We start from the raw sequence: 24,357 nt of genomic DNA, 5'->3' as shown, positions 1-24,357 counted from the left end.
TGACGTCAAGAAACTGACAGCAAATCGAAGAAGTCTATCTGCGCTGCGCTGATCTCACCCAATATCTTATCTTTGGTTCGTGGGCTTCTGAACATTTGATAGTGTGCAACTGCCTTGTGTTGGCTGCACGCATTAGCGACCCGCCGTATAGCTTCCTCAACAAGCTCTTTCTTTTCATCGCCGCAGGGTATGGCCTGCTTCTGGTCCTTAACCAAAAGGAGCTTGCACGCATATAGAACAAACCAATGGCCATACACTAGGTATTGATGTTGGTGCTCATGGCCGTTTTCTGGAGATGTTCCATGTTCAGATATGTATCTATCTCTCAGGTCTTCTATGTGTCGATAAAGTTCGAACAAATTTATCAATTGTTTGATATCACGACGTTCATGAAAGATGTGATTAAACCTAGTGTCGAAAATTGAATCTGATTCTGACTTCGCCTTATCCGGGTCCCGCAATTCAAATGCCAGAAGTATTTGACCAAGTTTCAATGCATCAATACGTTTGCTATCCGGTTTATCGCTATGCATGTTCTTTTTTCTTTCGAAAAAATATCCATGCTCTCTAAACGCAAGCTCAAGCTTTTTCATGGATTGGTGATTTGAGCGTAAATCACGACTTTGGATGCGTGCCTGACTGTTGGTTGCGACAGCCACACGTTCAGCAATACCTTCCCGGTCGGTTGCGTAGACACGTACCATCACAACAACGTTGTCCAAATTCTCAGATTCGTCACGGCTTGCTTCAAGTAGTGAGTGTGAGGTTTGTGCGCCGTTTACAATTTGAAAATCCTCAAACCTAAGTGTCGGATTGGTGTGTCCTTTGTTATAAGAGAAATTCCGGCAAGTGATCGTCACACCGTTGTTCAGATACCAAAACAGGTAGCTGTCTTTGGAGTTTGCGGTTTTTATTATCGAAGAGTTATATCCACCTTTGGCACCAAGATACACTCTGAGATTATCATCAAAGAGATGCCGTTTTATTCCAGCGCCATCCTCAGACCGAATAAGATCGATAAACGACTTTGCATCAACCGATGCCACAACGCCGCGTATATCGCCATCTGATCGTTCCAAAATTTCTTTACCCACCACTTGTAGGCATCCGTCTTCTACGGCTCTGCCCTCTGAGGCAAACCCGCGCATCACGTCGTTAACCCCATAGAATTCGAACGAGACTTGCGGATGCGAACTGGTGACTGAAGCGGCTATCTTTGAGGCGCTTTCAGAAAAGGATTGGCCATTGGAGCAGAAAATTACACGGTAACGACAAATCTTCCCATCTTCATGGAGCTGCCAAATTCGATTAACTGCTTCGTTCAGTCGGAAGTTGTTGCAGTTTGCCAGTGAGTCTGCTTTCTCAAATAGTTCGTTAAGAAAAAGAGATACCTTTAGAACTTCGCTGTCATTGATCGTCTTTGAACATGACTTCTGATGTTCCCTATATTTCGATTGGAAAAGAAAAACCTCTGCACTTGTCTCATTCTCCACGATATGAACTGCATCTATTCCGCGATCATCTGAACCGTCTGTAATGGCTTCTTGAAGTTGATCTTGTATGCTGGGAAACAGCTGTTCAAGAACGACCGACAAAAAACCAATCGAGTTCGTTGGGAAAGAGTGGCGTGATACCGCATCAGATACGCGCGCTCCAACAATGTCCCAATCCATTTGCGTTACTCTAGCCGTCTCAACTGCTGTCAAACCAATCTCCTTACTACTGGTTGAGCCAATCCCGATGTCAGATACCATATCTACGGCGCAGAGTCCTAGTGCAGAAGTAAATTACGCAAGTTATCCACAGTGCATGACTTGCGTTCCGAAAACCCAGGTTCGAAGGCCGGGTGTTCAATATTGGTGCTAGATATGCGACAATCTTAACATGTCAAAAGAAACTCAACTTGCAACGTTGACGGAAAACTATCCGAAAGCCCCTCGGCGCAGAACGGCCTATCTCAAGGAGCTCGTTTTGCCATCAGATCAGCATCAGTTCATCGGGCGGATATATGATTTAAGCGTTGTTGCTTACAGCTTTGAATCCTATGATGACATGTCTCAATACCCTGACTGTTTGTATGCCCTGAATGTCAATGAGGTTTTATCTTCCCTAACGAGAAGGGTAGAGTCACTGAACCACGTTGCGGACTTGTTATGGCTGGAGGACAAGTTTGTTGCTGATCCACACCTTCCAGTCACCAGATATGAGTGGTTGAACATCTGCGCAGACACTTTTTTGATGCGTTACGTGTCTTTGTTTGATTGTGCTCTGCTACTCACCAATGAGGTCCTCGAATGCGACCTTCGTCCGCAAGTTTGCTCTCTAAAGAACTTGCGAAGAAACGGAGCAGCGCCCAGAATTTTGGACGTTCTCAAAGAAATGGATGCGGTTGTCTCAAGCCTAAGAAACGAACGCAATGAACGTTTTCATAGGGGTTGGGAGCGTGAGCATACTTCTGACGACATTTCTTTCAAAGCATCAACCATCCACGAAAACCGAGGAATGAGAATGACGGGCACAGACCGATATGGCCGTCCGCTTGATCAAGCAAAATTTCTTCGCGAAGGCCTTGTGAATTTACAGCGGGACTTCAAAAAATCTAGCACATTGTATATCAAGAGCTTGGACAAACTTTACGACTTACTTGAAATCGAGTTTGAGGGCCGGTTTTCACCGAAATTCAACGACCAAAAGACGGGGTTTGGGTATCAGCAAAGAACCCGTTCACTAACGCGAAACAACACTTAGGGCGTTGCCCCCGGCGCACTTCAGGCAAAACAGATCGAACAGATTGTGATCGTTGTCGGTTCCCCCTGAAGGTCTCCCCCAACAACGACAAAATCTTTCGCCGATTTCGCCTTCCGTTTGCACCCCCATTCTCGCCGAAGGGCAAGGTTGCATGAGCAACCCACACCCAAGAGAAAGGGGAAGAAAAATGAAACAGTTTGAAGGAGATATCAGAATCTATGTTGCCTGTTTGGCAGCTTACAATAATGGCATCCTGCATGGATGCTGGATTGATGCGGAACAAGATGCATACGCCATCTATGATGACGTAAGAGCCATGCTTGCGGCGTCACCGATGGAAGATGCCGAAGAATGGGCGATCCACGACTATGAAGGCTTTGAAGGCGTCCGCCTCTCTGAATATGAGGGCTTTGCCGAGGTATCAAAACTGGCGGCGTTCATCTCAGAATATGGCGAGATCGGCGGGCAGCTTATAGGCCATCTGGGCAGTCTGGATGAGGCCAAGAAAGCCATGGAGGATGCCTATGCGGGTGAATACAAATCTCTGGCAGAGTTTGCCGAAGAGCTGACCGAGCAAAGCACCGAAATCCCCGAAAGCTTGCGCTTCTACATCGACTACGAAGCGATGGCGCGGGATATCAAAATCAATGATGTCTTCACCATTGATACGGGGTTTGAGCAAGTCCATGTGTTCTGGAATCACTGATATGAGAACAGAAACACACAGACTGACATGGCAAGGGATCGAGATTGAACTGACCTACAAGCCAGAGGATTATGGCGGCGTTATTGCCCATCTTGAGATCAAAAGCATCAATCCAGACCGCGCGCCGCTACCGATCACTGAGACGGGCTATCGTTCCCACTTTCACCCTGTGGGAACAGTCGAAGCCAATGAAGGCACGTTGGTCACGCAGGTCACAGCATGGCTGGATGAAGCAGCAAAGTCGAAGGCGTGGAAGAAGTACATCGAAGATAGCCGCCAGCTTTGCCTGTTCGATTGAGATTGACAGCAAGGTATCATATTTGATAACATATAGCATGAGTTGGAAGATCACGTTTTACAGCGAGAAGGTTGAGAAAGAGACGTTGGCGCTACCAGCGGGTATCTTGGCAAACTTCCTGCGGATTGCAGAGTTGATCGAAGAATTTGGCCCTGATTTGGGCAGGCCGCATACCGCGCCCCTTGGCAAAGGTCTGTTTGAAATCCGCGCCAAGGGCAAGGAAGGCATCTCTCGCTCTGTCTTTTGCACCGTGAAAGGGCAGGAAGTCGTGATCTTGCTGACAGCGATTAAGAAAACAAACGCTCTGCCAAAGCGGCAGATGGCGACGGCAAACAAACGAATGAAGGAGGTTCAGGACAATGACTGAGCGACCAACCTTAATAGACATGCGCGACAAGGCGCTGAAAAACCCGGATGTTAAGGCAGAGTATGATGCCTTGTCGTCTGCATTTGAGATGAAACGGCAGATGATTGCTCTTCGCAAAGCGGCAGGATTAACCCAAGCCGAGATGGCGGAGAAATTGGGCACAAAGCGCAGCAACATCTCGCGGCTTGAGAGCCTGAACGCGTCCAACTCGCCGTCTATTGCAACGATTGAAAACTATGCCCGTGTGCTGGGGTACTCCCTGCGTGTTGGCTTTGAACCGCAAGGCGCGCGCTAATCAGCGCTCGAAACTTGGCCCATCGCGTGGACGTGTATTTCTGCTATTGCGCAATTCGTTGAAGCGTTCCCGATCTTGCGCCAAGTCTCTGGCTTGATCTTTAAGGGCTGATCGCTCGACCGAATGGGCGCGTTTCAGATGGCGGCGTTCTTCAAGATTGCGGAACACCATGTCATCTTTGATCTTCTGATCGCGCAGATGGGCCTGCCATGCTTCTTGTTCATTCTGTTCTTTGATCTGTCGATGTTCCCCGCGCACACGATCCCAAAGCCCTTTCAGACCTGTGCGGAACCGTTCTTGCCGCTGCTTGGCCTCAAGGAGTCGGCGCTGTTCCAGCTTCTTTTCTAACTGATAGCGTGCCTGTCGCTGCTTTTGGACAAGCTGCATTCTTTGCTGATCCTGCTTTGATTTGAGCGCCCGCTGTTTCTCAGCCAGGTCTGTTTGCCAGCGTGATAGAGCATGCTGCATATTCTGAGCGATGTGGGCTTTGGCTTCTTCGACCGAGCGCAACACCTTTGGATCGCCGAGTTTTTCCTTAACTTGCTTCGTTTTCAGTCCTGTCCATTTCGGGATGGCATAAACCTCACCGTGAACATCTACAGCGACAAAGCCGCGCCGATCGCCGCGTGCCAAAACATAGCCTTTTTCTTCCAAGGCATGGGCAAAGGCGTCCTTAGTGTCGGAGACAGACCATGCTTCTTGGAATGTGCGTTTGATATCCCTCGCATCTTTGCCCTGACGCTTGGCTTGTTGCCACTCAGCAAGCGTGAAGTTGCGCGGATCACGTTGTTTGCGATCACGATACCCGTCAGGCAATCGCCAACCATGTTCGAGAAACAGGTCTTTAGAGACCTCGTTCAATCTGGTCTTGTAGAAGGGCAGATTAATAGCCTTCATCTGATCAATGTCGATCCGTGACCAAACTACATGAGCATGACGGCGACCTTCTTTCTCATGGAAGACAATCGCGCGTGATTGCCCTGTCAGACCGAGCCGATCTTCGGCTTGCGCAATTGCTTTCTCGAAATCCGCCACAGACACCCTCTCGGTCTCCGGTGGACTGAGGCTAAGCGAAAACAGATATTGCTGGCATTTGGTACCTTTGGCGATGGCATCGGCTTCCTGAAATGCGCCGTGCAGATCATCCGCTGTGAACCCGCGTAACTCATGCACCTCAACATGATCATTGTCGTGGGTGTTCATCAGATGCGCTGCCAGCTTCAAGCCGCAGCTTCTCTGAGAGCCTTTCAGGATCATGAGCTGGCATCCGAAGAATAACCAAGCGCTTTCATCAGTTCCGCCCTGATGGCGATTACGGCAGCACAGGTTGCCATCAACTCTTGTTCGACTTCCGGCGAAAGTGGCAGCGCACCCATATTGGCGGCTTTGGCAAGCTGGTTGAGATTGTTTGCCAGTCGTAGATTTCCGAGCAGACCAAGCGCCCGTGCCAATGCTGCATGATCTTTGACAGGAGCCTGTCCGCGCATCCGGCGCGGCTTCATCTCCCCATCAAACACTTTGCTTTTGATATAGCTGTTCAGCGATGCGCCGCCCGCAGCCTGCACAAGCGTTTCGCGTTCTTCATCACTCAGTCGCAACGATAAAGGCGCGGCCCGTTTGGATTTCTTCTTCGGCTTGGCTTCGACTGACGGTGTTACAGTGGAAACGTCAGAGAATTTAGGTTGGAGATGGCTCATAGTTCCATCCCCGGTTGAGGGAACTCAGATGGTGCGCTCAACGCCTTTTGAATTTCAGGTTCGGACGAGATGATCTGCGACCAAGACTCCAGTTCTTCCAACAGTTCTGAGGTCGAAAACGGTTCTAGTTTACTCCTCTCAGCGGCACCAATTCCCCTTATATTCTCGCCGTTTATGCCGGGTGGCGCATTTGCTGGCTGGTTCTGCCCGGGGCTTGTGACGCCTGCGCGGATCAGAGGAGGCCGGATCCGCGGAACGAGTATTCTTCTTCCTTGCCGATCACCACGTGATCGTGGATCGCGACGCTGATGGTTTTGCAGGCGGCGTCGATCTGTTGTGTCATCTGGATGTCTTCCTGGCTCGGGGTCGGATCGCCAGAGGGGTGATTGTGAACAAGGATGATCGCCCCCGCGTTCAGCTCCAGTGCCCGTTTCACGATCTCGCGCGGATAGACCGGTACGTGGTCGACGGTGCCTGTCGCCTGCTCTTCATCGGCGATGATGGTGTTCTTGCGATCCAGAAACAGGATGCGAAACTGTTCGGTTTCACGATGCGCCATGGATGTGCGGCAATAGTCGATCAGATCATCCCAGGATGTCAGGACGTTGCGCTCCAACACCTTGGCCCGTGCCATGCGTTGGGCAAAGGCCTCGGCGATGCGCAGTTGCAAGTATACCCGGTCGGTTGCGCCCTCGACCTGGAGCAGGCGATGTTCGGATGCCGCCACCACGCCGTTCAGATCCCCGAAGGCCGCAAGCAACCTTTTGGCAAGCGGCTTTACGTCGATCCGGGGAATGGCGTTGAACAGCAGCAGTTCGAGGATCTCGTATTCCGGCATCGGCTTGTGCCCGCCGGTAAGGAACCGGGTTCTCAGCCTTTCGCGGTGTCCCCAGTAATGCGGCCGCTTGTTGCCATCCCTGTCCGTGACCATGCCACCGCCCGCGGCAGCCTCGGACGACAGCCGGTCATTGCCCTTGAAGGGCCGCGCATAGGCCGGTTGCGTCACCACCCCCGGCGGCGGGATACGGGCATCGAGATCGGCGAGACCGCGCATCGCGCTCTCGGAAAACCCAACGGGCCCGGTGCGATCCTGCCCGAAACCGGATGGGGGTTTCTTGCTGGTCAGACGTTGCCTGGCCTGTTTCGAAAATTGGCTGATGATCCAGTTGGCCATCCCACTGCCCCCGATCGGTTGTTCAGCATGTGCGTGCCATGCCGAGATTGCGACGTGCTGCCATGCTGATCCGGGGTCGGTTAATGCCAGTTTAACGGGCAAATCGGGGTGAACCACTGTGTGATTTTTGTCGAAACCGGCTTCGGGTAGTGCCGGTTCGGCCGGGGGCCTCGCTTCACAGCGACGCCATCAGATCACCGATCGCCGCGCGATAGGCGGCAACAACGGCCCGCCGTTCAACATGACGCCCGTCCTTGACACGGTGGCGGCCCGCCGACCACAGATCGGTCACCACCCGGTCATTGGCGGCAAAGACAAACCCATCCAGAAGCTGATCGCGCGACAGGGCGCAGAGTGCCGGATCGGTGGAGTCGATGGCAACAAGATCGGCGAGCCGGTGTTCGGCGATTTCGCCGGCATTGCGGCCCAACGCCTGTGCACCGCCCCGCGCGGCACCGGTGTACAGCCTATGACCAACCGACCCTTCACCGACCACCAGGACGTTCCGCGCCAGATCGCGCAGGCGTTGCGAATATTCCAGCATGCGCAGTTCTTCGGTCAGGGAAATGTTGACGTTGGAATCCGAGCCGACACCAAAAGCCCCATTTGCCGCGAGATAGGTTACGCCGTTGAACGGGCCATCGCCCAGGTTCGCCTCGGTAACCGGACACAGCCCCGCCACAGCCCCGGTTGCCGCCATCGCCCGCGTCTCGGATTCGGTCATGTGGGTGGCGTGGATCAGGCACCAGCGGCGATCGACATTCACATGGTGCAACAACCAATCCACCGGGCGCTGGCCCAGCCACGCGGCGATGTCTTCGACTTCCATTGGCTGTTCGGCGATATGGATGTGGATCGGCCCGTCGGCATGGTCCAGCACCGCGTTCAGGTCCTGCGGAGAAGTGGCGCGCAGGGAATGTGGCGCGATGCCGATCCGGGCGTCGGCAGAAAGGGCCCCCAGCCCGGCGCGCGCCGCATCCAGCAATGTCAGAAAACCATCCACATCATTGCCAAACCGCAACTGCCCCGGTGACAGGGGCATCCGGCCCGCGCCGCCATAGGAATAGAGCACCGGCAGATGGGTCAGCCCGATCCCGGTGCGCGATGCGGCCGCATAGATGCGCAGCGACAGCTCCGCCGGGTCGTCATAGGCGCGGCCCCCGGTTTGATGATGGACATAGTGAAATTCACCGACCGAGGCATATCCGGCCTCTTGCATTTCAACATAGACCATCGCGGCAATGGCCTCGATCTGATCCGGCGTCAGGCGATCCATGAAACGATACATCAGGTCGCGCCATGTCCAGAAACTGTCACGCCCCTGTTTTCGATGTTCGGTCATGCCCGCCATCGCGCGCTGAAACGCATGGCTGTGCAGGTTTCCAAGCGCGGGCAGCAGGGTATCGACCCTTGTGGCCACCTGCGGACACGGGGCGTTGCAGGTGATTTTCGTGATGATCCCACCGTCGATGGCGACAAGAACATCCTGCGCCCAGCCGCAGGAGAGCAATGCATGACGCGCGTGGATCATCCCGTAAATTCCATCAATAACTTCTTTATGTATAGACATATAAACACGCCTTGGCTAAGAAAAAAGCAGAATCGTGCAAGGACCGGATTGCCGTGACCGATATCAACCAGACACTGACGAACCTGACCGTTGCAACCATGGCGCAGCAGGACATTGCCTATGGGATGGTCGAAAACGCGGCCATCGTTCTGGAACAGGGGCGGATCAGTTGGGTTGGTCCGCTGGCCGACCTGCCCGGGATTTATGCATCCTACCGCCAGCGCGACCTTGACGGGCGGCTCGTGACGCCGGGGCTTGTCGATTGTCACACCCATATCGTTCATGGCGGCAACCGGGCGGCCGAGTTCGAGATGCGTCTGAACGGGGCATCATACCAGGAGATCGCCCGCGCCGGCGGCGGCATCGTTTCCACCGTCAGCAGCACCCGGAACGCAAGCCGGGACATGTTGCTCGCCGAGGCGCTGCGCCGGGTCGATGTGCTGATCGCCCAGGGGGTGACCACGATCGAGATCAAATCGGGTTATGGGCTGGATCGCGACACCGAGCTGCGCATGCTGCGGGTCGCGCGCGCGATCGGCGAACACCGCCAGATCCGCGTGCGCACATCGTTCCTGGGGGCCCATGCGACACCGGCGGAATACAAGGGGCGGGATGACGCCTATATTGACGACATCTGTATCCCCACCCTGCGCATGGCGCATGAACAGGGCCTTGTCGATGCGGTTGACGGGTTCTGCGAAGGCATCGCCTTTTCCCCTGACCAGATCGCGCGGGTGTTCGAGGTCGCGCGCGACCTGCGGCTTCCCGTGAAACTGCACGCGGAACAGCTGTCGAACCTTGGTGGTGCCCGGCTGGCAGCCGGGTTTGGCGCGCTGTCGGCGGATCATCTGGAATATCTTGACGAAGAGGGCGTGATGGCCATGGCGGCGGCGGGAACCGTTGCGGTGATCCTGCCCGGCGCGTTTTACACGCTGGGCGAAACTCAGGCCCCGCCGATCAAAGCCTTTCGCAAACACGCGGTGCCGATGGCGCTGGCCACCGACATGAACCCCGGATCGTCGCCGTTGAATTCGCTGCTTCTGGCGATGAACATGGGCTGCACCCTGTTTCGGCTCACCCCCCAAGAGGCGCTGGCCGGCGTTACCCGGCATGCGGCGCGTGCGCTTGGGCTTGCCGATGTCGGAACGGTCGAACCGGGCAAGCGGGCCGAGCTTGCGGTCTGGGATGTGCAACACCCGGCCGAGCTTGCCTATCGTATCGGCGACAACCCGTTGCACGCGCGCATCATCGGGACGATGCCATGATAACCCTGACCCTGACTCCCGGTGCCGCCACCCTGTCCGATCTGGAAACCGTGTTCCGCCAGACGGCTGCGGTGCGGCTTGACCCGTCCTGCCACGGCGCGGTGATCGAGGCGCAGACGCGGATTGCGGCGGCGGCCAGCGGCGACGCGGCGATCTATGGCGTCAACACCGGCTTTGGCAAACTGGCCAGCGTCAAGATCGAGGCCGGCGATACCGCCACCCTGCAACGCAACCTGATCCTGTCACATTGCTGCGGCGTCGGAGAACCGATCCCGCGCGCCCATGCGCGCCTGATGATGGTCCTGAAACTGCTCAGCCTCGGGCGCGGGGCGTCGGGCGTGCGAATGGAGCTGATTGCCCTGATCGAGGCGATGCTGGCCACCGGCGTCACCCCCGTCATTCCGGTACAGGGGTCTGTCGGGGCGTCGGGCGATCTGGCACCGCTGGCGCATCTTGCGGCGGTAATGATGGGGCATGGCGAGGCCGAGTATCAGGGCGAAACCCTGCCCGGTGCGGTGGCGTTGAAACGGGCCGGCCTGACCCCCGTCGCGCTTGGCCCCAAAGAGGGGCTGGCCCTGATCAACGGCACGCAATTCAGCACCGCCTTTGCGCTGGCGGGGTTGTTCGGAGCCTGGCGGGCCATGACCAGCGCCTTGGTGACATCGGCATTGTCGACCGATGCAATCATGGGATCTACCGCGCCGCTGCAACCCGAGATCCACGCGCTGCGCGGTCATGCCGGCCAGATCGAAGCCGCCGATTGCATGCGCAGCCTGCTGGCCGGGTCGGTGATCCGCGAAAGCCATCGTGACGGCGACACGCGGGTGCAGGATCCGTATTGCATCCGCTGCCAGCCACAGGTCACCGGCGCGGCGATGGACATGCTGCGCATGGCGGCCCGCACGCTGGAAATCGAGGCCAATGCCGCCACCGACAATCCGCTGGTTCTGGTGGGGGCGGACCTGATCGTGTCGGGCGGCAATTTTCACGCCGAACCGGTGGGGTTTGCCGCCGACATGATCGCGCTGGCCCTTGCCGAGATCGGCGCCATCGCCCAGCGCCGCGTGGCATTGATCGTCGATCCGGTGCTCAGCCATGATCTGACGCCATTCCTGACGCCGAATCCGGGCCTGAACTCGGGTTACATGATCGCCGAGGTGACAACCGCCGCCCTGATGAGCGAGAACAAGCATCTCGCCAATCCCTGCGTCACCGACAGCACCCCCACCAGCGCCAACCAGGAAGACCATGTCAGCATGGCGGCGCACGGGGCGGTGCGACTGGGGCGCATGGTTGCCAATCTTGAACGGATACTGGGGGTCGAATTGCTCTGCGCCGCACAGGGTGTCGAATTTCGCGCTCCGCTCAGCACCAGCGCGCCGCTTGCCCGCGTGATCGCGAAGCTGCGTCGATCGGTCGATGGCCTGACCCATGACCGCTATCTGGCCCCCGACCTTGAAACCGCCGCTACGCTGATCCGCGAGGGCGTGGTGGTCAACAGCGCCGGGATCACCCTGCCGGAGCTGTCCCCATGACCGCCGTTGAGATCACCCGTGGCGACGGGCCCATCGTGCTTGGCCTGCCCCATACCGGCACTGACCTGCCCGAGGCTGTCGCGGCGCGGCTGAATGCGCGCGGTCGCAGTCTGGACGACACGGACTGGCATATTCACCGGCTCTATGACGGGATATTGCCCGGTGCCACGACCGTGCGCGCCACGTTTCACCGCTATGTCATCGACGCCAATCGCGATCCCGGCGGCACGAGCCTCTATCCCGGCCAGAACACCACCGGGCTGGTGCCGCTCACCGATTTTGACGGGCATGATATCTGGACCAGCCCGCCGGATGCCGATGACATCGAGAACCGGCGCGCAGGGTTTCATGCCCCCTATCACGCGGCATTGCAGGCCGAACTGGCGCGGGTGCGTGACCGGCACGAAGTCGCGATCCTCTATGACTGCCATTCGATCCGCGGGCGGATCCCCTTCCTGTTTGACGGCATCCTGCCCGATTTCAACATCGGCACGAATATGGGAACAACCTGTGATCCGCGCATCGAAACCGCCATGCGCAACATCTGTTCGGCGGCCCCGGGTTACACCAGCACCACAAACGGCCGGTTCAAGGGGGGCTGGACCACCCGGCATTATGGCCGTCCCTCCGACGGGTTTCACGCGATCCAGATGGAGCTGGCGCAATCCACCTACCTGGTGCAGGAAACCGCACCCTGGACCTATGACGAGACCAAGGCCGAACGGCTTCGCGCTCACCTTAGAACAATCCTGACCACGCTGGCCGCGATGGCCCCCGAGTTGAAAGGCGCATCATGAGCGATCCCCGCAAGAACAGCCGCGATATCTATCCCGCCACGGGCCCCGAGATCAGCGCCAAGAGCTGGCTGACCGAAGCGCCCATGCGGATGCTGATGAACAACCTGCATCCGGACGTGGCGGAAAACCCTCATGAACTCGTGGTATATGGCGGCATCGGCCGCGCGGCGCGTACATGGGACGATTTCGACCGGATCGTCGCCAGCCTGCAAGAGCTGGAAAGCAACGAAACCCTGCTGGTGCAATCGGGCAAACCGGTTGGCGTGTTCAAGACCCACAAGGACGCGCCACGCGTGTTGATCGCCAATTCGAACCTCGTTCCGCATTGGGCAAATTGGGATCACTTCAACGAATTGGATAAACGGGGTCTGGCGATGTATGGCCAGATGACCGCCGGATCGTGGATCTATATCGGCTCGCAAGGCATTGTGCAGGGCACCTATGAGACCTTTGTCGAGGCGGGTCGCCAACATTACGGCGGCAACCTGTCGGGCAAATGGATCCTGACCGGCGGGCTGGGCGGAATGGGAGGGGCGCAACCGCTGGCCGCGGTGATGGCGGGGGCCTGCTGCCTCGCCGTGGAATGCAATCCGGACTCGATCGATTTCCGTTTGCGCACCGGATACGTGGATGAAAAGACCGAGAGCCTGGAGGACGCGCTGGCGATGATCCAACGCTGGACAGCAACGGGCCAGGCAAAATCCGTCGCGCTGTTGGGCAATGCGGCGGACGTGTTCCCGGACCTCGTGAAACGCGGGGTGCGCCCCGACATCGTGACCGACCAGACCTCGGCGCATGATCCGGTCAACGGCTACCTGCCGCAGGGCTGGAGCATGGCCGAATGGCGTCAGAAACGCGAAAGTGATCCAAAGGCCGTGGAACGGGCGGCGCGCGCTTCGATGAAGGTGCAGGTCAAGGCGATGGTCGATTTCCACGCCGCCGGCATCCCGACCGTCGATTATGGCAACAACATCCGGCAGATGGCGCTCGAGGAAGGGTTGGAAAACGCCTTTGATTTCCCCGGCTTTGTCCCGGCCTATATCCGGCCTCTGTTCTGCCGGGGCATCGGGCCGTTCCGCTGGGCCGCGTTGTCCGGTGATCCCGAGGACATCTACAAGACCGATGCCAGGGTGAAAGAGATCCTTGCCGAGGACAGCCATCTGCACAACTGGCTTGATATGGCGCGGGACCGGATCGCGTTCCAGGGGCTGCCCGCGCGCATCTGCTGGGTCGGGCTGGGCGTGCGGCATCGGCTGGGCCTTGCCTTTAACGAAATGGTCCGCTCCGGCGAATTGTCGGCCCCGGTGGTGATTGGCCGCGACCATCTTGATTCAGGCTCGGTCGCCTCGCCCAACCGCGAAACCGAGGCGATGAAGGACGGGTCGGACGCGGTGTCGGATTGGCCCCTGCTCAATGCGCTGCTGAACACCGCGTCCGGCGCCACATGGGTCAGCCTGCATCACGGCGGTGGGGTCGGCATGGGATTTTCCCAGCATTCCGGCATGGTGATCTGCTGTGATGGCAGCCATGACGCCGACCGGCGGATCGAACGGGTGCTGTGGAACGATCCCGCGACCGGTGTCATGCGTCATGCGGATGCGGGTTATGACATCGCGCTGGATTGCGCGCGGGAAAACCGGCTGAATCTGCCCGGCATCCTCTGATCGGCTGCACCTGCCGTCGCCCGGCTCAAAGGCGACGGCGGGAAACCGGATCAGCCGATCTTGCAAGAGGCCAGAACGGCCATGTTCAGAATGTCATTTGCGGTCGATACCGACGAGCAAATCTGAATCGGCTTGTCCAGGCCGGACAGGATCGGCCCGATCACCGTGGCGCCGCCCATTTCCTGCATCAGCTTGACCGAGATACTGGCCGAATGGCGGGCCGGAACCACCAGGATATTGGCCGGGCCTGTCAGGCGTGAAAACGGATAGGCCGCCTGAGAGTGCGCATTCAACGCAACGTCCACGGTCATTTCGCCTTCGAACTCGAAATCCACACCGCGCGCTTCCAGCACGCCGGGTGCCTGGTGCATCTTTTCCGCCCGTTCGGACACGGGATAGCCAAAGGTCGAAAAACTCACAAAGGCAACGCGCGGTTCAAGCCCCATGTGCCGCGCCACTTCGGCGGCACGTTCCGCGATGGTCGCCAGGTCCTCGGCGTCGGGCCATTCCTGCACCAGCGTATCCGCGATCAGCACGATCCGGCCCTTGTGCAACAGCGCGGTAACACCCGCGACGCCGTTCTCGGGATTGGCGTCAAACACGTGGTTGATGCGATCCAGGATATGCGCCGATTTGCGCGTCGCCCCGGTAACCAGCCCGTCGCCATGCCCATGCGCCAGCATAAGCGCGGAAAACACGTGCCGGTCGCGTGCCGCGAGACGATGAATGTCGAGCCGGTCAAAGCCCTTGCGCTGCAACCGCTCGTAGAGAAAATCCTTGTAGGTATCCAGGTACTGGGTGTTGGCGGCGTTCACCACCTCAAGCTCGCGCGCCGCATCGCCCAGCCCCGCCGCATCGAGCTTGGCCTTGACATCGTCGGGGCGTCCGACAACCAGCGCCTTGCCCAGACCGGACCGCTGATAGGTGACTGCCGCCCGCAACACGCGGGGGTCGTCACCCTCGGCAAAGATCATCCGCGCCTTGGCCGCCCGCGCCCGCGCGTTCAGGCCGCGCAGGATGCTGGCCGTGGGATCCATCCGCGCCTTCAGGGTCAGCTCATAGCTCTCCATGTCGATGATCGGACGCCGTGCCGCGCCGGTATCCATCCCCGCCCTGGCCACGGCCGGCGGAATGCGGTGGATCAGGCGCGGGTCAAACGGAGTCGGGATGATATAGTCGCGGCCAAAGGACAGGTTTTCACCATAGGCCAGCGCCACCTCGTCCGGCACGTCTTCGCGGGCCAGCTGCGCCAGCGCATGGGCACAGGCGATCTTCATCTCGTCATTGATTGCCCGCGCGTGAATATCCAGCGCCCCCCGGAACAGGTAGGGAAAGCCCAGAACATTGTTCACCTGGTTGGGATAATCGCTGCGCCCGGTGGCGACGATGGCATCCATGCGCACTTCGTGGGCCTCTTCCGGCGTGATCTCGGGATCGGGATTGGCCATCGCAAAGATCACCGGATTGTCGGCCATCGAGGCCACCATGTCCTGGGTCACGGCCCCCTTGACGCTGACCCCCAGGAACACGTCGGCCCCCTTCATCGCATCCTCCAGCGTGCGCGCCTCGGTCTTGACCGCATGGCCCGATTTCCACTGGTTCATGCCCTCGGTGCGGCCTTGCCAGATCACGCCCTTGGTGTCGCACATGATGCAGTTTTCATGCCGCGCGCCCATCGCCTTGAGCAGTTCCAGACAGGCGATCCCCGCCGCGCCCGCACCGTTCAGCACGATCTTGACGTCCTCGATCTTCTTGTTCGAAAGATACAGCGCATTGATCAGCCCCGCGGCACAGATCACCGCCGTGCCATGCTGGTCATCGTGGAACACCGGAATATCCAGCTCTTCCTTGAGCTGCTGTTCGATGATGAAACAATCCGGGGCCTTGATATCCTCAAGGTTGATGCCGCCAAAGGTCGGGGCCATCAATTTGACCGCCTTGCAGAAATCAGCGACATCCTCGGTATCAAGTTCGATATCGATGCTGTTGACATCGGCAAAACGCTTGAACAGGACGGATTTGCCTTCCATCACCGGCTTGGACCCCAACGCACCCAGGTTGCCCAGACCCAGCACGGCGGTGCCGTTCGAAATCACCGCAACAAGGTTGCCCTTGTTGGTATAATCATACGCGGTTTCGGGATTGGCGGCGATTTCCTCGCACGGGATGGCGACACCCGGAGAATAGGCCAGCGACAGGTCGCGCTGTGTGTTCATCGGCACGGTTGCCTGGATTTCGAACTTGCCCGGCGTCGGCTCCAGATGAAACGTCAGGGCTTCGTCGCGGGTATATTTCAGCTTGGCCATGACCGGCTGTCTCCTCGTTGCGGTTCTGGCGTCATACCCCGCGCTTCGCCCGGCCTCAACAGGAATGCGTTTTCGCCTTTCGCCGCGTCTTGGGCGTTTGTAAGGTCGCGCACGTTTCGATGACCCCGGGGGACGATCTGTGGCCAATGTCACGCCAATGATGGCGCAGTATCTTGAAATCAAGGCCGACCATAAGGACGCGCTGCTGTTCTATCGCATGGGCGATTTCTACGAGATGTTCTTTGACGATGCGGTGGCCGCGGCCGAGGCGCTGGACATCGCGCTGACCAAGCGTGGCAAACATGACGGGGCCGACATCCCGATGTGCGGCGTACCGGTCCATGCGGCCGAAGGTTATTTCCTGACCCTGATCCGCAAAGGGTTTCGCGTCGCCGTCTGCGAGCAGATGGAAAGCCCCGCCGAGGCCAAGAAACGCGGTTCGAAATCTGTCGTCAGGCGCGAGGTCGTGCGCCTGGTCACGCCGGGCACGCTGACCGAGGACGCGCTGCTCGAAGCCAGACGCCACAATTTCCTTGCCGCCATTGCCGAGGTGCGCGATCAATCCGCGCTGGCCTGGGCGGATATTTCCACCGGCGCGTTTCACGTGATGCCGTTGAATCCCGCGCGGCTCGGGCCCGAACTGGCCCGGCTGGCGCCCTCGGAACTGATTGTCAGCGACACCGGTGCCGCGGGGCTGTACGAGGTCGCTGGCGATCTTGGCGTGGCGCTTACCCCTTTGGGGCGGGCCAGCTTTGACAGTGCTGCCGCCGACAAGCGCCTGTGCGCGCTGTTTTCCGTCGGGACGCTCGACGCTTTTGGCACTTTCGGACGGGCCGAGATTTCGGCGATGGGGGCGCTGATCGATTATCTCGAGATCACCCAAAAGGGCCGCTTGCCGCTGCTGCAAACCCCGATCCGCGAAGCCGAAGACCGTGTGGTGCAGATTGACGCCGCCACCCGGCGCAACCTGGAACTCACGCGGTCGCTGTCCGGGAGCCGGGCGGGATCGCTGCTCGCGGTGATTGACCGTACCGTGACGCCGGGCGGCGCGCGGTTGCTCGAACAACGCCTGTCCAGCCCGTCGCGCGATCTGGACACGGTGCAATCCCGGTTGGCGGCGGTGGATTTCGCCATCGCGCAACAGCCGGTGGCAAACGATCTGCGCGCGGCCCTGCGCAAGGCCCCGGATCTGGACCGCGCCCTGTCGCGCCTGTCGCTGGATCGTGGCGGGCCGCGTGACCTGGCCGCCGTGCGCAACACGCTGGAACAGGCCGAAATCATCGCCCACCTTTGCCGGGCCCATGACCTGCCGCCATTGCTCGCAACCGCCTCGGGTGATCTGACCGGGTTTGACGATCTGTCGGCGCTGCTTGATGCCGCGCTTGTGGCGGAACCGCCGCTGCTGACCCGGGATGGTGGCTTTGTTGCATCTGGCCATGACGCGGAACTCGACGAGGTCCGCACCCTGCGGGACGAGGGCCGCTCGGTCATCGCCGGGCTTCAGCAACGTTATGCCGAGCATACGGGGATCGCCTCGCTCAAGATCAAACACAACAATGTCCTTGGCTATTTCATCGAGACAACCGCGACACATGCGCAAAAGATGCTCTCGGCACCGCTGTCCGAGAGCTATATCCACCGCCAGACCACCGCCAACCAGGTGCGGTTCACCACCGTGGAACTCAGCGAGTTGGAGACCCGGATTCTGAATGCCGGGAACCGGGCGCTGGAGATCGAAAAGCGGCTCTATGAAGGGCTAAGAGGCTCTATTCTGGCCCAGGCGGCCCGGCTGAATGGCGCCTCGCGCGCGCTTGCCGAGCTCGATCTTGCGTCGGCGCTGGCCGAGCTGGCGCGCAATGAGAACTGGTGCCGTCCCCGCGTCGATGCCAGCCGCAGTTTCGCCATCGGCGGCGGGCGGCATCCGGTCGTGGAACATGCGTTGCGCCAACAGGGGGGCGACAGCTTTATCGCCAATGATTGCGATCTGAGCGCAGCGAACGGGGCCGCGATCTGGTTGCTGACCGGGCCCAATATGGCGGGTAAATCGACCTTTCTGCGTCAGAACGCGCTGATCGCCCTGCTGGCGCAGATGGGCAGCTATGTTCCGGCGAACGAGGCCCATATCGGCATTGTCAGCCAATTGTTCAGCCGCGTAGGCGCGTCCGATGACCTGGCGCGCGGTCGCTCGACCTTCATGGTCGAAATGGTGGAAACCGCCGCGATCCTGAACCAGGCGGATGACCGGGCGCTGGTGATCCTCGATGAAATCGGCCGGGGCACCGCGACCTATGACGGGCTGTCGATTGCCTGGGCAACGCTGGAACACCTGCACGCCAGCAACCAGTGCCGCGCGCTGTTTGCCACCCATTACCACGAACTGACCGCCCTCGCGGGCAAATTGACTGGGGTGGAAAATGCCACCGTCGCTGTCAAGGAATGGCAGGGTGAAGTGATCTTTCTGCACGAGGTGCGGCGGGGCGCGGCGGACCGGTCATACGGGGTTCAGGTCGCCCAGCTGGCGGGGCTGCCGCAATCGGTACTGGACCGGGCGCGCGTCGTGCTCAAGGCGCTGGAAGAGGGTGAACGCGAAGGCGGGCGCAACCAAAAGGCGCTGATCGACGATCTGCCGCTGTTCTCTGCCGCGCCGCCGCCGCCACCGCCGCCCGCGCCGGAAAAATCCGCGGCGCTGGAATTGCTCGACAGCATCCATCCCGACGAACTGACTCCAAAAGCGGCGCTGGACCTGGTCTATAAACTGAAAGAAGCGGCCAGATCCTGACCGCTTCGCAAAGATCGATTATGTTTCGCGCTCAGGACGCGGGCGCGGATGACACGCCCACCTGCGCCGGCCGCAACAGGCGATCGTGCAACATGAAGCCTTCGGCCGATACCTGGATGATGTCGCCCGCCTTGGTGCCGGGCAGCGGTGCCTCGAACATCGCCTCGTGCAGCTTGGGGTCGAACCGATCGCCGACCTGGGGCGAAATGACTTCGATCCCGTGCTTGCCAAAAACGTTGATCAATTCGCGCATCGTCAATTCGATGCCCTCGATCATCGCCGCAGAGGCGGCGCGCTGTTCATCCGTGATCGAATCCAGCGCGCGTTTCATGTTGTCATAAACCGGCAGGACATCCCGCGCCAAACGCGATCCGCCATAGCGTTCGGCCTCGACACGGGCCCGTTCCGAGCGCTTGCGCGAATTCTCGGCCTCGGCCAGCGTCCGCATATAGCGGTCCTTGTATTCGTCACGCTCTGCCCGCAGGGAATCCAGTTCGATTGCCTCGTCATCAAGCTCTGCCAGCTCTTCTGCGTCAGCCTCGGCTTCCATCGCCGCGAGGTCATCCAGAAAATCGTCGTTCTTTGGCTCTGCCATCTTTCACCTCTAACTGCGGTCGGAAATCATCCGGCCTACCAGCTGCGCCGTATAGTCCACGATCGGCACGATCCGCCCATAATTGAGGCGCGTCGGGCCAATCACACCCACCGCGCCGATGATCTTACGATCAGCGTTCATATAGGGAGACACCACCAAAGAGGAACCCGAAAGTGAGAAAAGTTTATTCTCCGAGCCGATAAAAATGCGTACGCCCTCGCCATCCTCGGTGAGTTGCAGGAATTCCTCGATGTCCCGCTTGCGTTCAAGATCGTCAAACAGGCTGCGAATGCGTTCCAGCTCTTCGCCATTGTCTTCGCCACCCAACAGATTCGCGCGTCCGCGCACGATCAGCCGGTCGGTTTCCTCGCCATCGCCTTCCCACACGGCGAGCCCGCTTTCGACCATGTCCTGTGCCAGCCGGTCGATCTCCTGCCGGCGGGCGTTGATCTCGGATTGAATCTTGCGGCGCACTTCGCTCAGGGTGCGGCCTTCGATCAGGGCATTCAGGAAATTCGCCGCTTCGCGCATCGAACTGGGAGTCTGGCCCGGCGGCGGGGTGAACAGGCGGTTTTCCACATGACCGTCGGCGAACACGATCACCACAAGCGCGCGATCATGGGCCAGCGACACGAATTCGATATGGCGGATCTCGGCCTCGTGCTTGGGGGTCAGAACCAGGGACGCCCCATGGGTCACACCCGAGAGGGCCGCGCCCAACCGGTCGAGCATATTGCCCACATCATTGGAATTGCGCTTGACCGTGTCGTCCAGCATCTTGCGGTCGGTATCGTGCAGATCGCCCACTTCAAGCAGGCCATCGACGAACATCCGCAACCCCACCTGGGTCGGAATGCGCCCGGCGCTGACATGCGGGCTGTCGAGCAGGCCGAGATATTCCAGATCCTGCATAACGTTGCGGATGGTTGCGGCGCTGACCTTTTCGCTGAGGGTGCGGGTCAGGGTGCGGCTGCCGATGGGATCGCCGGTTTCAAGATAGCCTTCGACCACGCGCCGAAACACTTCGCGCGAGCGGTCGTTCAACTCGTCCAACAGTTTCGTAGCATCGTTCATGTGGTCATCCTTGGCTGGTTCGCCATTAAAGTCCACTGGTTGCAAAGGTCAATCGGGGTTGCATAACGGTCTTGCCGGACTGTATTCCGACGCCAACATATATAGGAGACATCATGCGCCCCTCTGGTCGAGATCTAAGCGAAATGCGCCCGGTTTCCATTGAAACGGGATTCACGAAACACGCCGAGGGATCATGCCTGATCAAGGTTGGCGATACCCATGTGCTCTGTACCGCGACAATCGAGGATCGCGTGCCGCCCTTTATCAAGGGGTCGGGGCTGGGCTGGGTGACGGCGGAATACGGCATGTTGCCCCGCGCCACGAACACCCGGATGCGGCGCGAGGCGGCATCGGGCAAGCAAGGTGGCCGTACCGTGGAAATCCAGCGTCTGATCGGGCGTGCCCTGCGCGCCGGGGTGGACCGGGTCGCGCTTGGCGAACGTCAGATCACCATCGATTGCGACGTGCTTCAGGCCGATGGCGGCACCCGGTGCGCCGCGATCACCGGGGGCTGGACCGCGCTGCGGCTGGCGGTGAACAAGCTTATGAAGGCCGGCGACGTGATCAGCGACCCGCTGGTGGATCCGGTCGCCGCCGTGTCCTGTGGCATATATGCCGGGCAGCCGGTGCTGGATCTCGACTATCCCGAAGACAGCGAGGCCGGCGTTGACGGCAACTTTATCATGACCGGATCCGGCAAGCTGATCGAAATCCAGATGTCGGCAGAGGGTTCGGTGTTTTCCCGCGACCAGATGAATCAGTTGATCGATCTGGCACAGAAAGGTGTCGGCGAACTGGTCGCCGCGCAGAAGGCCGCGGTATGACGCGCCGGTTTACCGGCGAGCGGCTGTTGGTCGCGACCCATAACGCCGGCAAGCTGGAAGAGATGGCGCATCTTCTCGGCCCCTTTGGGGTGACCGTGGTCGGGGCCGCCGAAATGGATCTGCCGGAACCGGACGAAACCGAAACCACCTTTGTCGGCAATGCCCGCATCAAGGCCCATGCCGCCGCCAGGGCAACCGGCCTGCCTGCCCTGTCCGATGATTCCGGGATCCGGATCGACGCATTGGGCGGCGCCCCCGGCGTGCATACCGCCGACTGGGCCGAAACCCCGAACGGGCGCGATTTCGTCATGGCGATGGAGCGCACCCATCGCGAACTGGAAGCGATCAACGCGCCCCACCCCCGCAAGGCGCAATTCTGTTGCACGCTTGTTCTGGCCTGGCCCGATGGCCATGACGAGGTGTTCGAGGGCATCATGCCAGGTCAGGTTGTCTGGCCCATGCGCGGCGATCAGGGGCATGGGTATGACCCGATCTTTGTTCCCGATGGCCATGACGTGACCTTTGGCGAAATGGATCGCTGGGAAAAGAACCGGATCAGCCACCGCGCCAAGGCCACGGAACAGCTTGTCGCGGGCTGTTTTGACTGAAGACTGGCGACATGGCGGGTTCGGGCTCTATGTACACTGGCCCTTCTGCCAGGCCAAATGCCCCTATTGCGACTTTAACAGCCACGTGTCGCGCCAGATCGATCAATCGGCCTGGTGCGATGCCTACCTCGCAGAGCTCGAACGCACCGCTGCGGAAACCCCGGGTCGGGTCCTCAATTCCATATTCTTCGGTGGCGGCACGCCCAGCCTGATGGATCCGGACACGGTGGGCCGCATTGTCGAGGCGGCCTGCCGCCACTGGACCCCTGCCAATGACATCGAAGTCACGCTCGAAGCCAATCCCGGTTCGGTTGAAGCGGCGCGCTTTGGCGGGTTTCGCGATGGTGGGGTCAATCGCGTGTCGATGGGGGTGCAGGCGCTGAACGACGCCGATCTCAAACGGCTTGGGCGTATCCATACCGTCGCCGAAGCACGCGCCGCCTTTGACATTGCCCGCGGCTGTTTTGACCGGGTTAGTTTCGACCTGATCTATGCCCGCCAGGACCAGACGCCGGAACAATGGCAACAGGAACTGAACAGCGCCCTGTCGATGGCGATCGATCACCTGTCGCTGTACCAATTGACCATCGAAAACGGCACCGCCTTTGGCGACCGTTTTGCCGCGGGCAAGCTTCGCGGGCTGCCCGATGATGATCGCGCCGCGGATATGTATGAAATCACCCAGGCCATCTGTGACGCGCATGGTCTGCCCATGTACGAGGTGTCAAACCACGCCCGGCCGGGTGCGGAATCGCGGCATAACCTGATCTACTGGACCGGAGGGGATTATGTCGGCATCGGCCCCGGCGCGCATGGGCGCGTGACCCTGAACGGCGTCCGGCACGCCACGGAATCGGCCACCATGCCAACCGATTGGCTGCGGCAGGTGAACCAGGGCAAGGGCGAGATCACCCGCCAGCCGCTTTCGACGTTAGAGCAAGCCGAAGAATACCTTATGATGGGGTTGCGCATACGGTCGGGCATAGATGTTGTGCGCTATGAGACTCTCGCCAACCGGCCTCTGTGCCCCGCCGCACGTAAATCTCTCGCTGAACTCGGACTTATCCGGGACACGGGTGATCGAATTGTGGTGCAAAAGCAGGGCTTTATGGTTCTGAACGCGATTATTTCCGAGTTTCTGGTTGGTTAACTGCCGCTCAGCAAACGACAAAGCGTGTCCAGATCGTCGAGATCACCGTATTTGATGGTAATTTCCCCGGAATCCTGACCCGGTTTGTGCGAAATCGCCACTTTCATACCCAGATTGGCCGAAAGATCCGCCTCCAAGGCGCGGGTATCCGCGTCTTTTTCGGCTGGACCGGCCTGTTTCTTTTTTCTGGCTTGCAGCTCTCCCGAGGCCTGTTTTTTCACCAGCGCCTCGGTGGCCCGCACCGACAGACCGCCCTTGACGATGGCCCGCGCCAGCGAGGAAGGCTCTTCTGCCGTGACCAGGGCGCGTGCATGACCGGCGGTCAGCGCCCCCTCTTGCAGCATGTTCTGTACATCCCCCGGCAGAGTCAGCAGACGCATCAGGTTGGCAATGTGGCTGCGGCTTTTGCCGAGCGCTTCGGCCAGCCGCTCCTGCGTGTGGCCAAAGCTCTCCATGAGTTGCTTGTAGCCTGCCGCCTCTTCCACCGCGTTCAGATCCGCGCGCTGGATGTTTTCGATGATGGCAACTTCCAGCACTTCGACATCGTCAAAATCGCGCACCAGAACCGGCACTTCATGCAGCTGCGCCTGTTGCGAGGCCCGCCAACGACGTTCACCCGCGACAATCTCATAGGTGCCGCCTTCGCGCGGGCGCACGATCAGCGGCTGAAGAACCCCCTTTTCCTTGATCGACGCGGTCAGGTCATCCAGATCTTCCTGCGCAAACCTGCGGCGCGGCTGGTTCGGGTTGGCAAACAGCTTTTCGATCGGAACATGAATATCCGGGCCGACGGGGCGATCCGTACTCTGGCTCTCGGTTGAAACATCCGCCATCAATGCCGACAGTCCGCGTCCCAACCCGCGCGGCTTAACCCTGTTATCCATCTGCTACCCTCCTCGGATGGC

At 59.3% G+C, this 24,357-nt stretch carries 22 protein-coding genes; 13 read left to right on the top strand and 9 right to left on the bottom strand.

Annotated elements, in window-relative coordinates:
* Window positions 1-5: 5 nt before the first annotated feature.
* The gene (locus tag ACP15R_RS22055; RefSeq protein ID WP_424988235.1) at window positions 6-1,706 is read right to left on the bottom strand and encodes an AIPR family protein; all 1,701 of its coding nucleotides are present in this window, start codon (window positions 1,704-1,706) and stop codon (window positions 6-8) included.
* A gap of 178 nt (window positions 1,707-1,884) precedes the next feature.
* On the opposite strand from ACP15R_RS22055, the gene ACP15R_RS22050 reads away from it, so the two are divergent.
* The 5 genes from ACP15R_RS22050 to ACP15R_RS22030 all read left to right on the top strand — a co-directional run bounded on the left by ACP15R_RS22050 (window position 1,885) and on the right by ACP15R_RS22030 (window position 4,414).
* Window positions 1,885-2,748, top strand: coding sequence for a Cthe_2314 family HEPN domain-containing protein (locus tag ACP15R_RS22050; RefSeq protein WP_424988234.1), 864 nt, complete (start codon window positions 1,885-1,887; stop codon window positions 2,746-2,748).
* 187 nt (window positions 2,749-2,935) lie between these two features.
* Window positions 2,936-3,454 carry an antirestriction protein ArdA gene (locus ACP15R_RS22045; protein ID WP_424988233.1) on the top strand — a complete coding sequence of 173 codons (519 nt, stop codon included), beginning with the start codon at window positions 2,936-2,938 and terminating at the stop codon, window positions 3,452-3,454.
* A gap of 1 nt (window position 3,455) precedes the next feature.
* Window positions 3,456-3,752, top strand: a complete 297-nt coding sequence (locus ACP15R_RS22040) for a hypothetical protein (protein WP_424988232.1) — start codon at window positions 3,456-3,458, stop codon at window positions 3,750-3,752.
* Window positions 3,753-3,789: 37 nt separating this feature from the next.
* Window positions 3,790-4,119 carry a type II toxin-antitoxin system RelE/ParE family toxin gene (locus ACP15R_RS22035; protein WP_424988231.1) on the top strand — a complete coding sequence of 110 codons (330 nt, stop codon included), beginning with the start codon at window positions 3,790-3,792 and terminating at the stop codon, window positions 4,117-4,119.
* Window positions 4,112-4,414: a helix-turn-helix transcriptional regulator gene (locus ACP15R_RS22030; protein ID WP_424988230.1), complete on the top strand. Its 303-nt coding sequence runs from the start codon at window positions 4,112-4,114 to the stop codon at window positions 4,412-4,414. The genes ACP15R_RS22035 and ACP15R_RS22030 overlap by 8 nt, the downstream gene beginning before the upstream one ends.
* Here the strand turns inward: ACP15R_RS22030 and ACP15R_RS22025 are convergent, their stop codons facing one another.
* The 4 genes from ACP15R_RS22025 to ACP15R_RS22010 all read right to left on the bottom strand — a co-directional run bounded on the left by ACP15R_RS22025 (window position 4,415) and on the right by ACP15R_RS22010 (window position 8,855).
* Window positions 4,415-5,671 carry a relaxase/mobilization nuclease domain-containing protein gene (locus tag ACP15R_RS22025; protein ID WP_424988229.1) on the bottom strand — a complete coding sequence of 419 codons (1,257 nt, stop codon included), beginning with the start codon at window positions 5,669-5,671 and terminating at the stop codon, window positions 4,415-4,417. It abuts the gene before it with no gap.
* On the bottom strand, window positions 5,668-6,111 hold the full coding sequence (gene mobC / locus ACP15R_RS22020) for a plasmid mobilization relaxosome protein MobC (RefSeq protein WP_424988228.1): 444 nt from the start codon (window positions 6,109-6,111) through the stop codon (window positions 5,668-5,670). Before mobC ends, ACP15R_RS22025 begins: the two co-directional genes overlap by 4 nt.
* A gap of 232 nt (window positions 6,112-6,343) precedes the next feature.
* Window positions 6,344-7,285, bottom strand: coding sequence for a RadC family protein (gene radC / locus ACP15R_RS22015; RefSeq protein WP_424988227.1), 942 nt, complete (start codon window positions 7,283-7,285; stop codon window positions 6,344-6,346).
* Window positions 7,286-7,460: 175 nt separating this feature from the next.
* Complete coding sequence (locus tag ACP15R_RS22010; protein ID WP_424988226.1) at window positions 7,461-8,855, bottom strand: formimidoylglutamate deiminase; 1,395 nt, start codon at window positions 8,853-8,855, stop codon at window positions 7,461-7,463.
* 53 nt (window positions 8,856-8,908) lie between these two features.
* On the opposite strand from ACP15R_RS22010, the gene hutI reads away from it, so the two are divergent.
* From hutI to hutU, 4 genes are read left to right on the top strand one after another with little or no spacing between them, the layout of a single operon-like run.
* A complete protein-coding gene (hutI, locus tag ACP15R_RS22005) occupies window positions 8,909-10,120 on the top strand; it encodes an imidazolonepropionase (RefSeq protein WP_424988225.1) in 1,212 nt (403 codons plus the stop codon).
* Window positions 10,117-11,655: a histidine ammonia-lyase gene (gene hutH / locus ACP15R_RS22000; RefSeq protein ID WP_424988224.1), complete on the top strand. Its 1,539-nt coding sequence runs from the start codon at window positions 10,117-10,119 to the stop codon at window positions 11,653-11,655. The genes hutI and hutH overlap by 4 nt, the downstream gene beginning before the upstream one ends.
* Window positions 11,652-12,452 (top strand): N-formylglutamate deformylase, encoded by an 801-nt coding sequence (gene hutG, locus ACP15R_RS21995; RefSeq protein WP_424988223.1) that lies wholly within the window; start codon window positions 11,652-11,654, stop codon window positions 12,450-12,452. Before hutH ends, hutG begins: the two co-directional genes overlap by 4 nt.
* Window positions 12,449-14,116 carry a urocanate hydratase gene (gene hutU, locus ACP15R_RS21990; RefSeq protein ID WP_424988222.1) on the top strand — a complete coding sequence of 556 codons (1,668 nt, stop codon included), beginning with the start codon at window positions 12,449-12,451 and terminating at the stop codon, window positions 14,114-14,116. Before hutG ends, hutU begins: the two co-directional genes overlap by 4 nt.
* Before the next feature lie 50 nt (window positions 14,117-14,166).
* On the opposite strand, the gene ACP15R_RS21985 is transcribed toward hutU, so the two are convergent.
* Entirely contained in the window at window positions 14,167-16,422 is a 2,256-nt protein-coding gene (locus ACP15R_RS21985) for an NADP-dependent malic enzyme (protein ID WP_424988221.1), read from the bottom strand.
* 139 nt (window positions 16,423-16,561) lie between these two features.
* On the opposite strand from ACP15R_RS21985, the gene mutS reads away from it, so the two are divergent.
* On the top strand, window positions 16,562-19,201 hold the full coding sequence (mutS, locus tag ACP15R_RS21980; protein ID WP_424988220.1) for a DNA mismatch repair protein MutS: 2,640 nt from the start codon (window positions 16,562-16,564) through the stop codon (window positions 19,199-19,201).
* 31 nt (window positions 19,202-19,232) lie between these two features.
* On the opposite strand, the gene ACP15R_RS21975 is transcribed toward mutS, so the two are convergent.
* Both ACP15R_RS21975 and hrcA read right to left on the bottom strand, forming a co-directional pair.
* Complete coding sequence (locus tag ACP15R_RS21975) at window positions 19,233-19,796, bottom strand: nucleotide exchange factor GrpE (RefSeq protein ID WP_424988219.1); 564 nt, start codon at window positions 19,794-19,796, stop codon at window positions 19,233-19,235.
* Window positions 19,797-19,805: 9 nt separating this feature from the next.
* Window positions 19,806-20,870, bottom strand: coding sequence for a heat-inducible transcriptional repressor HrcA (gene hrcA / locus ACP15R_RS21970; RefSeq protein WP_424988218.1), 1,065 nt, complete (start codon window positions 20,868-20,870; stop codon window positions 19,806-19,808).
* Between the two features lie 110 nt (window positions 20,871-20,980).
* On the opposite strand from hrcA, the gene rph reads away from it, so the two are divergent.
* From rph to hemW, 3 genes are read left to right on the top strand one after another with little or no spacing between them, the layout of a single operon-like run.
* On the top strand, window positions 20,981-21,694 hold the full coding sequence (rph, locus tag ACP15R_RS21965; RefSeq protein ID WP_424988268.1) for a ribonuclease PH: 714 nt from the start codon (window positions 20,981-20,983) through the stop codon (window positions 21,692-21,694).
* A complete protein-coding gene (rdgB, locus tag ACP15R_RS21960) occupies window positions 21,691-22,302 on the top strand; it encodes an RdgB/HAM1 family non-canonical purine NTP pyrophosphatase (RefSeq protein WP_424988217.1) in 612 nt (203 codons plus the stop codon). The genes rph and rdgB overlap by 4 nt, the downstream gene beginning before the upstream one ends.
* Entirely contained in the window at window positions 22,295-23,452 is a 1,158-nt protein-coding gene (gene hemW / locus ACP15R_RS21955) for a radical SAM family heme chaperone HemW (protein WP_424988216.1), read from the top strand. The genes rdgB and hemW overlap by 8 nt, the downstream gene beginning before the upstream one ends.
* Here the strand turns inward: hemW and ACP15R_RS21950 are convergent.
* On the bottom strand, window positions 23,449-24,336 hold the full coding sequence (locus ACP15R_RS21950) for a ParB/RepB/Spo0J family partition protein (RefSeq protein WP_424988215.1): 888 nt from the start codon (window positions 24,334-24,336) through the stop codon (window positions 23,449-23,451). The two genes, hemW and ACP15R_RS21950, sit on opposite strands and share 4 nt — an antisense overlap.
* Between the last annotated feature and the right edge of the window lie 21 nt (window positions 24,337-24,357).

The organism is Microbulbifer sp. S227A, from assembly GCF_049800935.1.
This window is presented reverse-complemented; position numbering and strand designations above follow the sequence as displayed.

Bases quoted from the DNA above. Each gene is read 5' to 3' on its own strand.
- hutH (WP_424988224.1), top strand. From the start codon at position 10,117: ATGATAACCCTGACCCTGACTCCCGGTGCCGCCACCCTGTCCGATCTG.
- hutU (WP_424988222.1), top strand. From the start codon at position 12,449: ATGAGCGATCCCCGCAAGAACAGCCGCGATATCTATCCCGCCACGGGC.
- ACP15R_RS22025 (WP_424988229.1), bottom strand. From the start codon at position 5,671: ATGATCCTGAAAGGCTCTCAGAGAAGCTGCGGCTTGAAGCTGGCAGCG.
- ACP15R_RS22040 (WP_424988232.1), top strand. From the start codon at position 3,456: ATGAGAACAGAAACACACAGACTGACATGGCAAGGGATCGAGATTGAA.
- ACP15R_RS22035 (WP_424988231.1), top strand. From the start codon at position 3,790: ATGAGTTGGAAGATCACGTTTTACAGCGAGAAGGTTGAGAAAGAGACG.
- ACP15R_RS22045 (WP_424988233.1), top strand. From the start codon at position 2,936: ATGAAACAGTTTGAAGGAGATATCAGAATCTATGTTGCCTGTTTGGCA.
- hrcA (WP_424988218.1), bottom strand. From the start codon at position 20,870: ATGAACGATGCTACGAAACTGTTGGACGAGTTGAACGACCGCTCGCGC.
- ACP15R_RS22010 (WP_424988226.1), bottom strand. From the start codon at position 8,855: ATGTCTATACATAAAGAAGTTATTGATGGAATTTACGGGATGATCCAC.
- radC (WP_424988227.1), bottom strand. From the start codon at position 7,285: ATGGCCAACTGGATCATCAGCCAATTTTCGAAACAGGCCAGGCAACGT.
- ACP15R_RS21975 (WP_424988219.1), bottom strand. From the start codon at position 19,796: ATGGCAGAGCCAAAGAACGACGATTTTCTGGATGACCTCGCGGCGATG.
- mobC (WP_424988228.1), bottom strand. From the start codon at position 6,111: ATGAGCCATCTCCAACCTAAATTCTCTGACGTTTCCACTGTAACACCG.
- hutG (WP_424988223.1), top strand. From the start codon at position 11,652: ATGACCGCCGTTGAGATCACCCGTGGCGACGGGCCCATCGTGCTTGGC.
- ACP15R_RS22030 (WP_424988230.1), top strand. From the start codon at position 4,112: ATGACTGAGCGACCAACCTTAATAGACATGCGCGACAAGGCGCTGAAA.
- ACP15R_RS21985 (WP_424988221.1), bottom strand. From the start codon at position 16,422: ATGGCCAAGCTGAAATATACCCGCGACGAAGCCCTGACGTTTCATCTG.
- rdgB (WP_424988217.1), top strand. From the start codon at position 21,691: ATGACGCGCCGGTTTACCGGCGAGCGGCTGTTGGTCGCGACCCATAAC.
- ACP15R_RS22050 (WP_424988234.1), top strand. From the start codon at position 1,885: ATGTCAAAAGAAACTCAACTTGCAACGTTGACGGAAAACTATCCGAAA.
- ACP15R_RS21950 (WP_424988215.1), bottom strand. From the start codon at position 24,336: ATGGATAACAGGGTTAAGCCGCGCGGGTTGGGACGCGGACTGTCGGCA.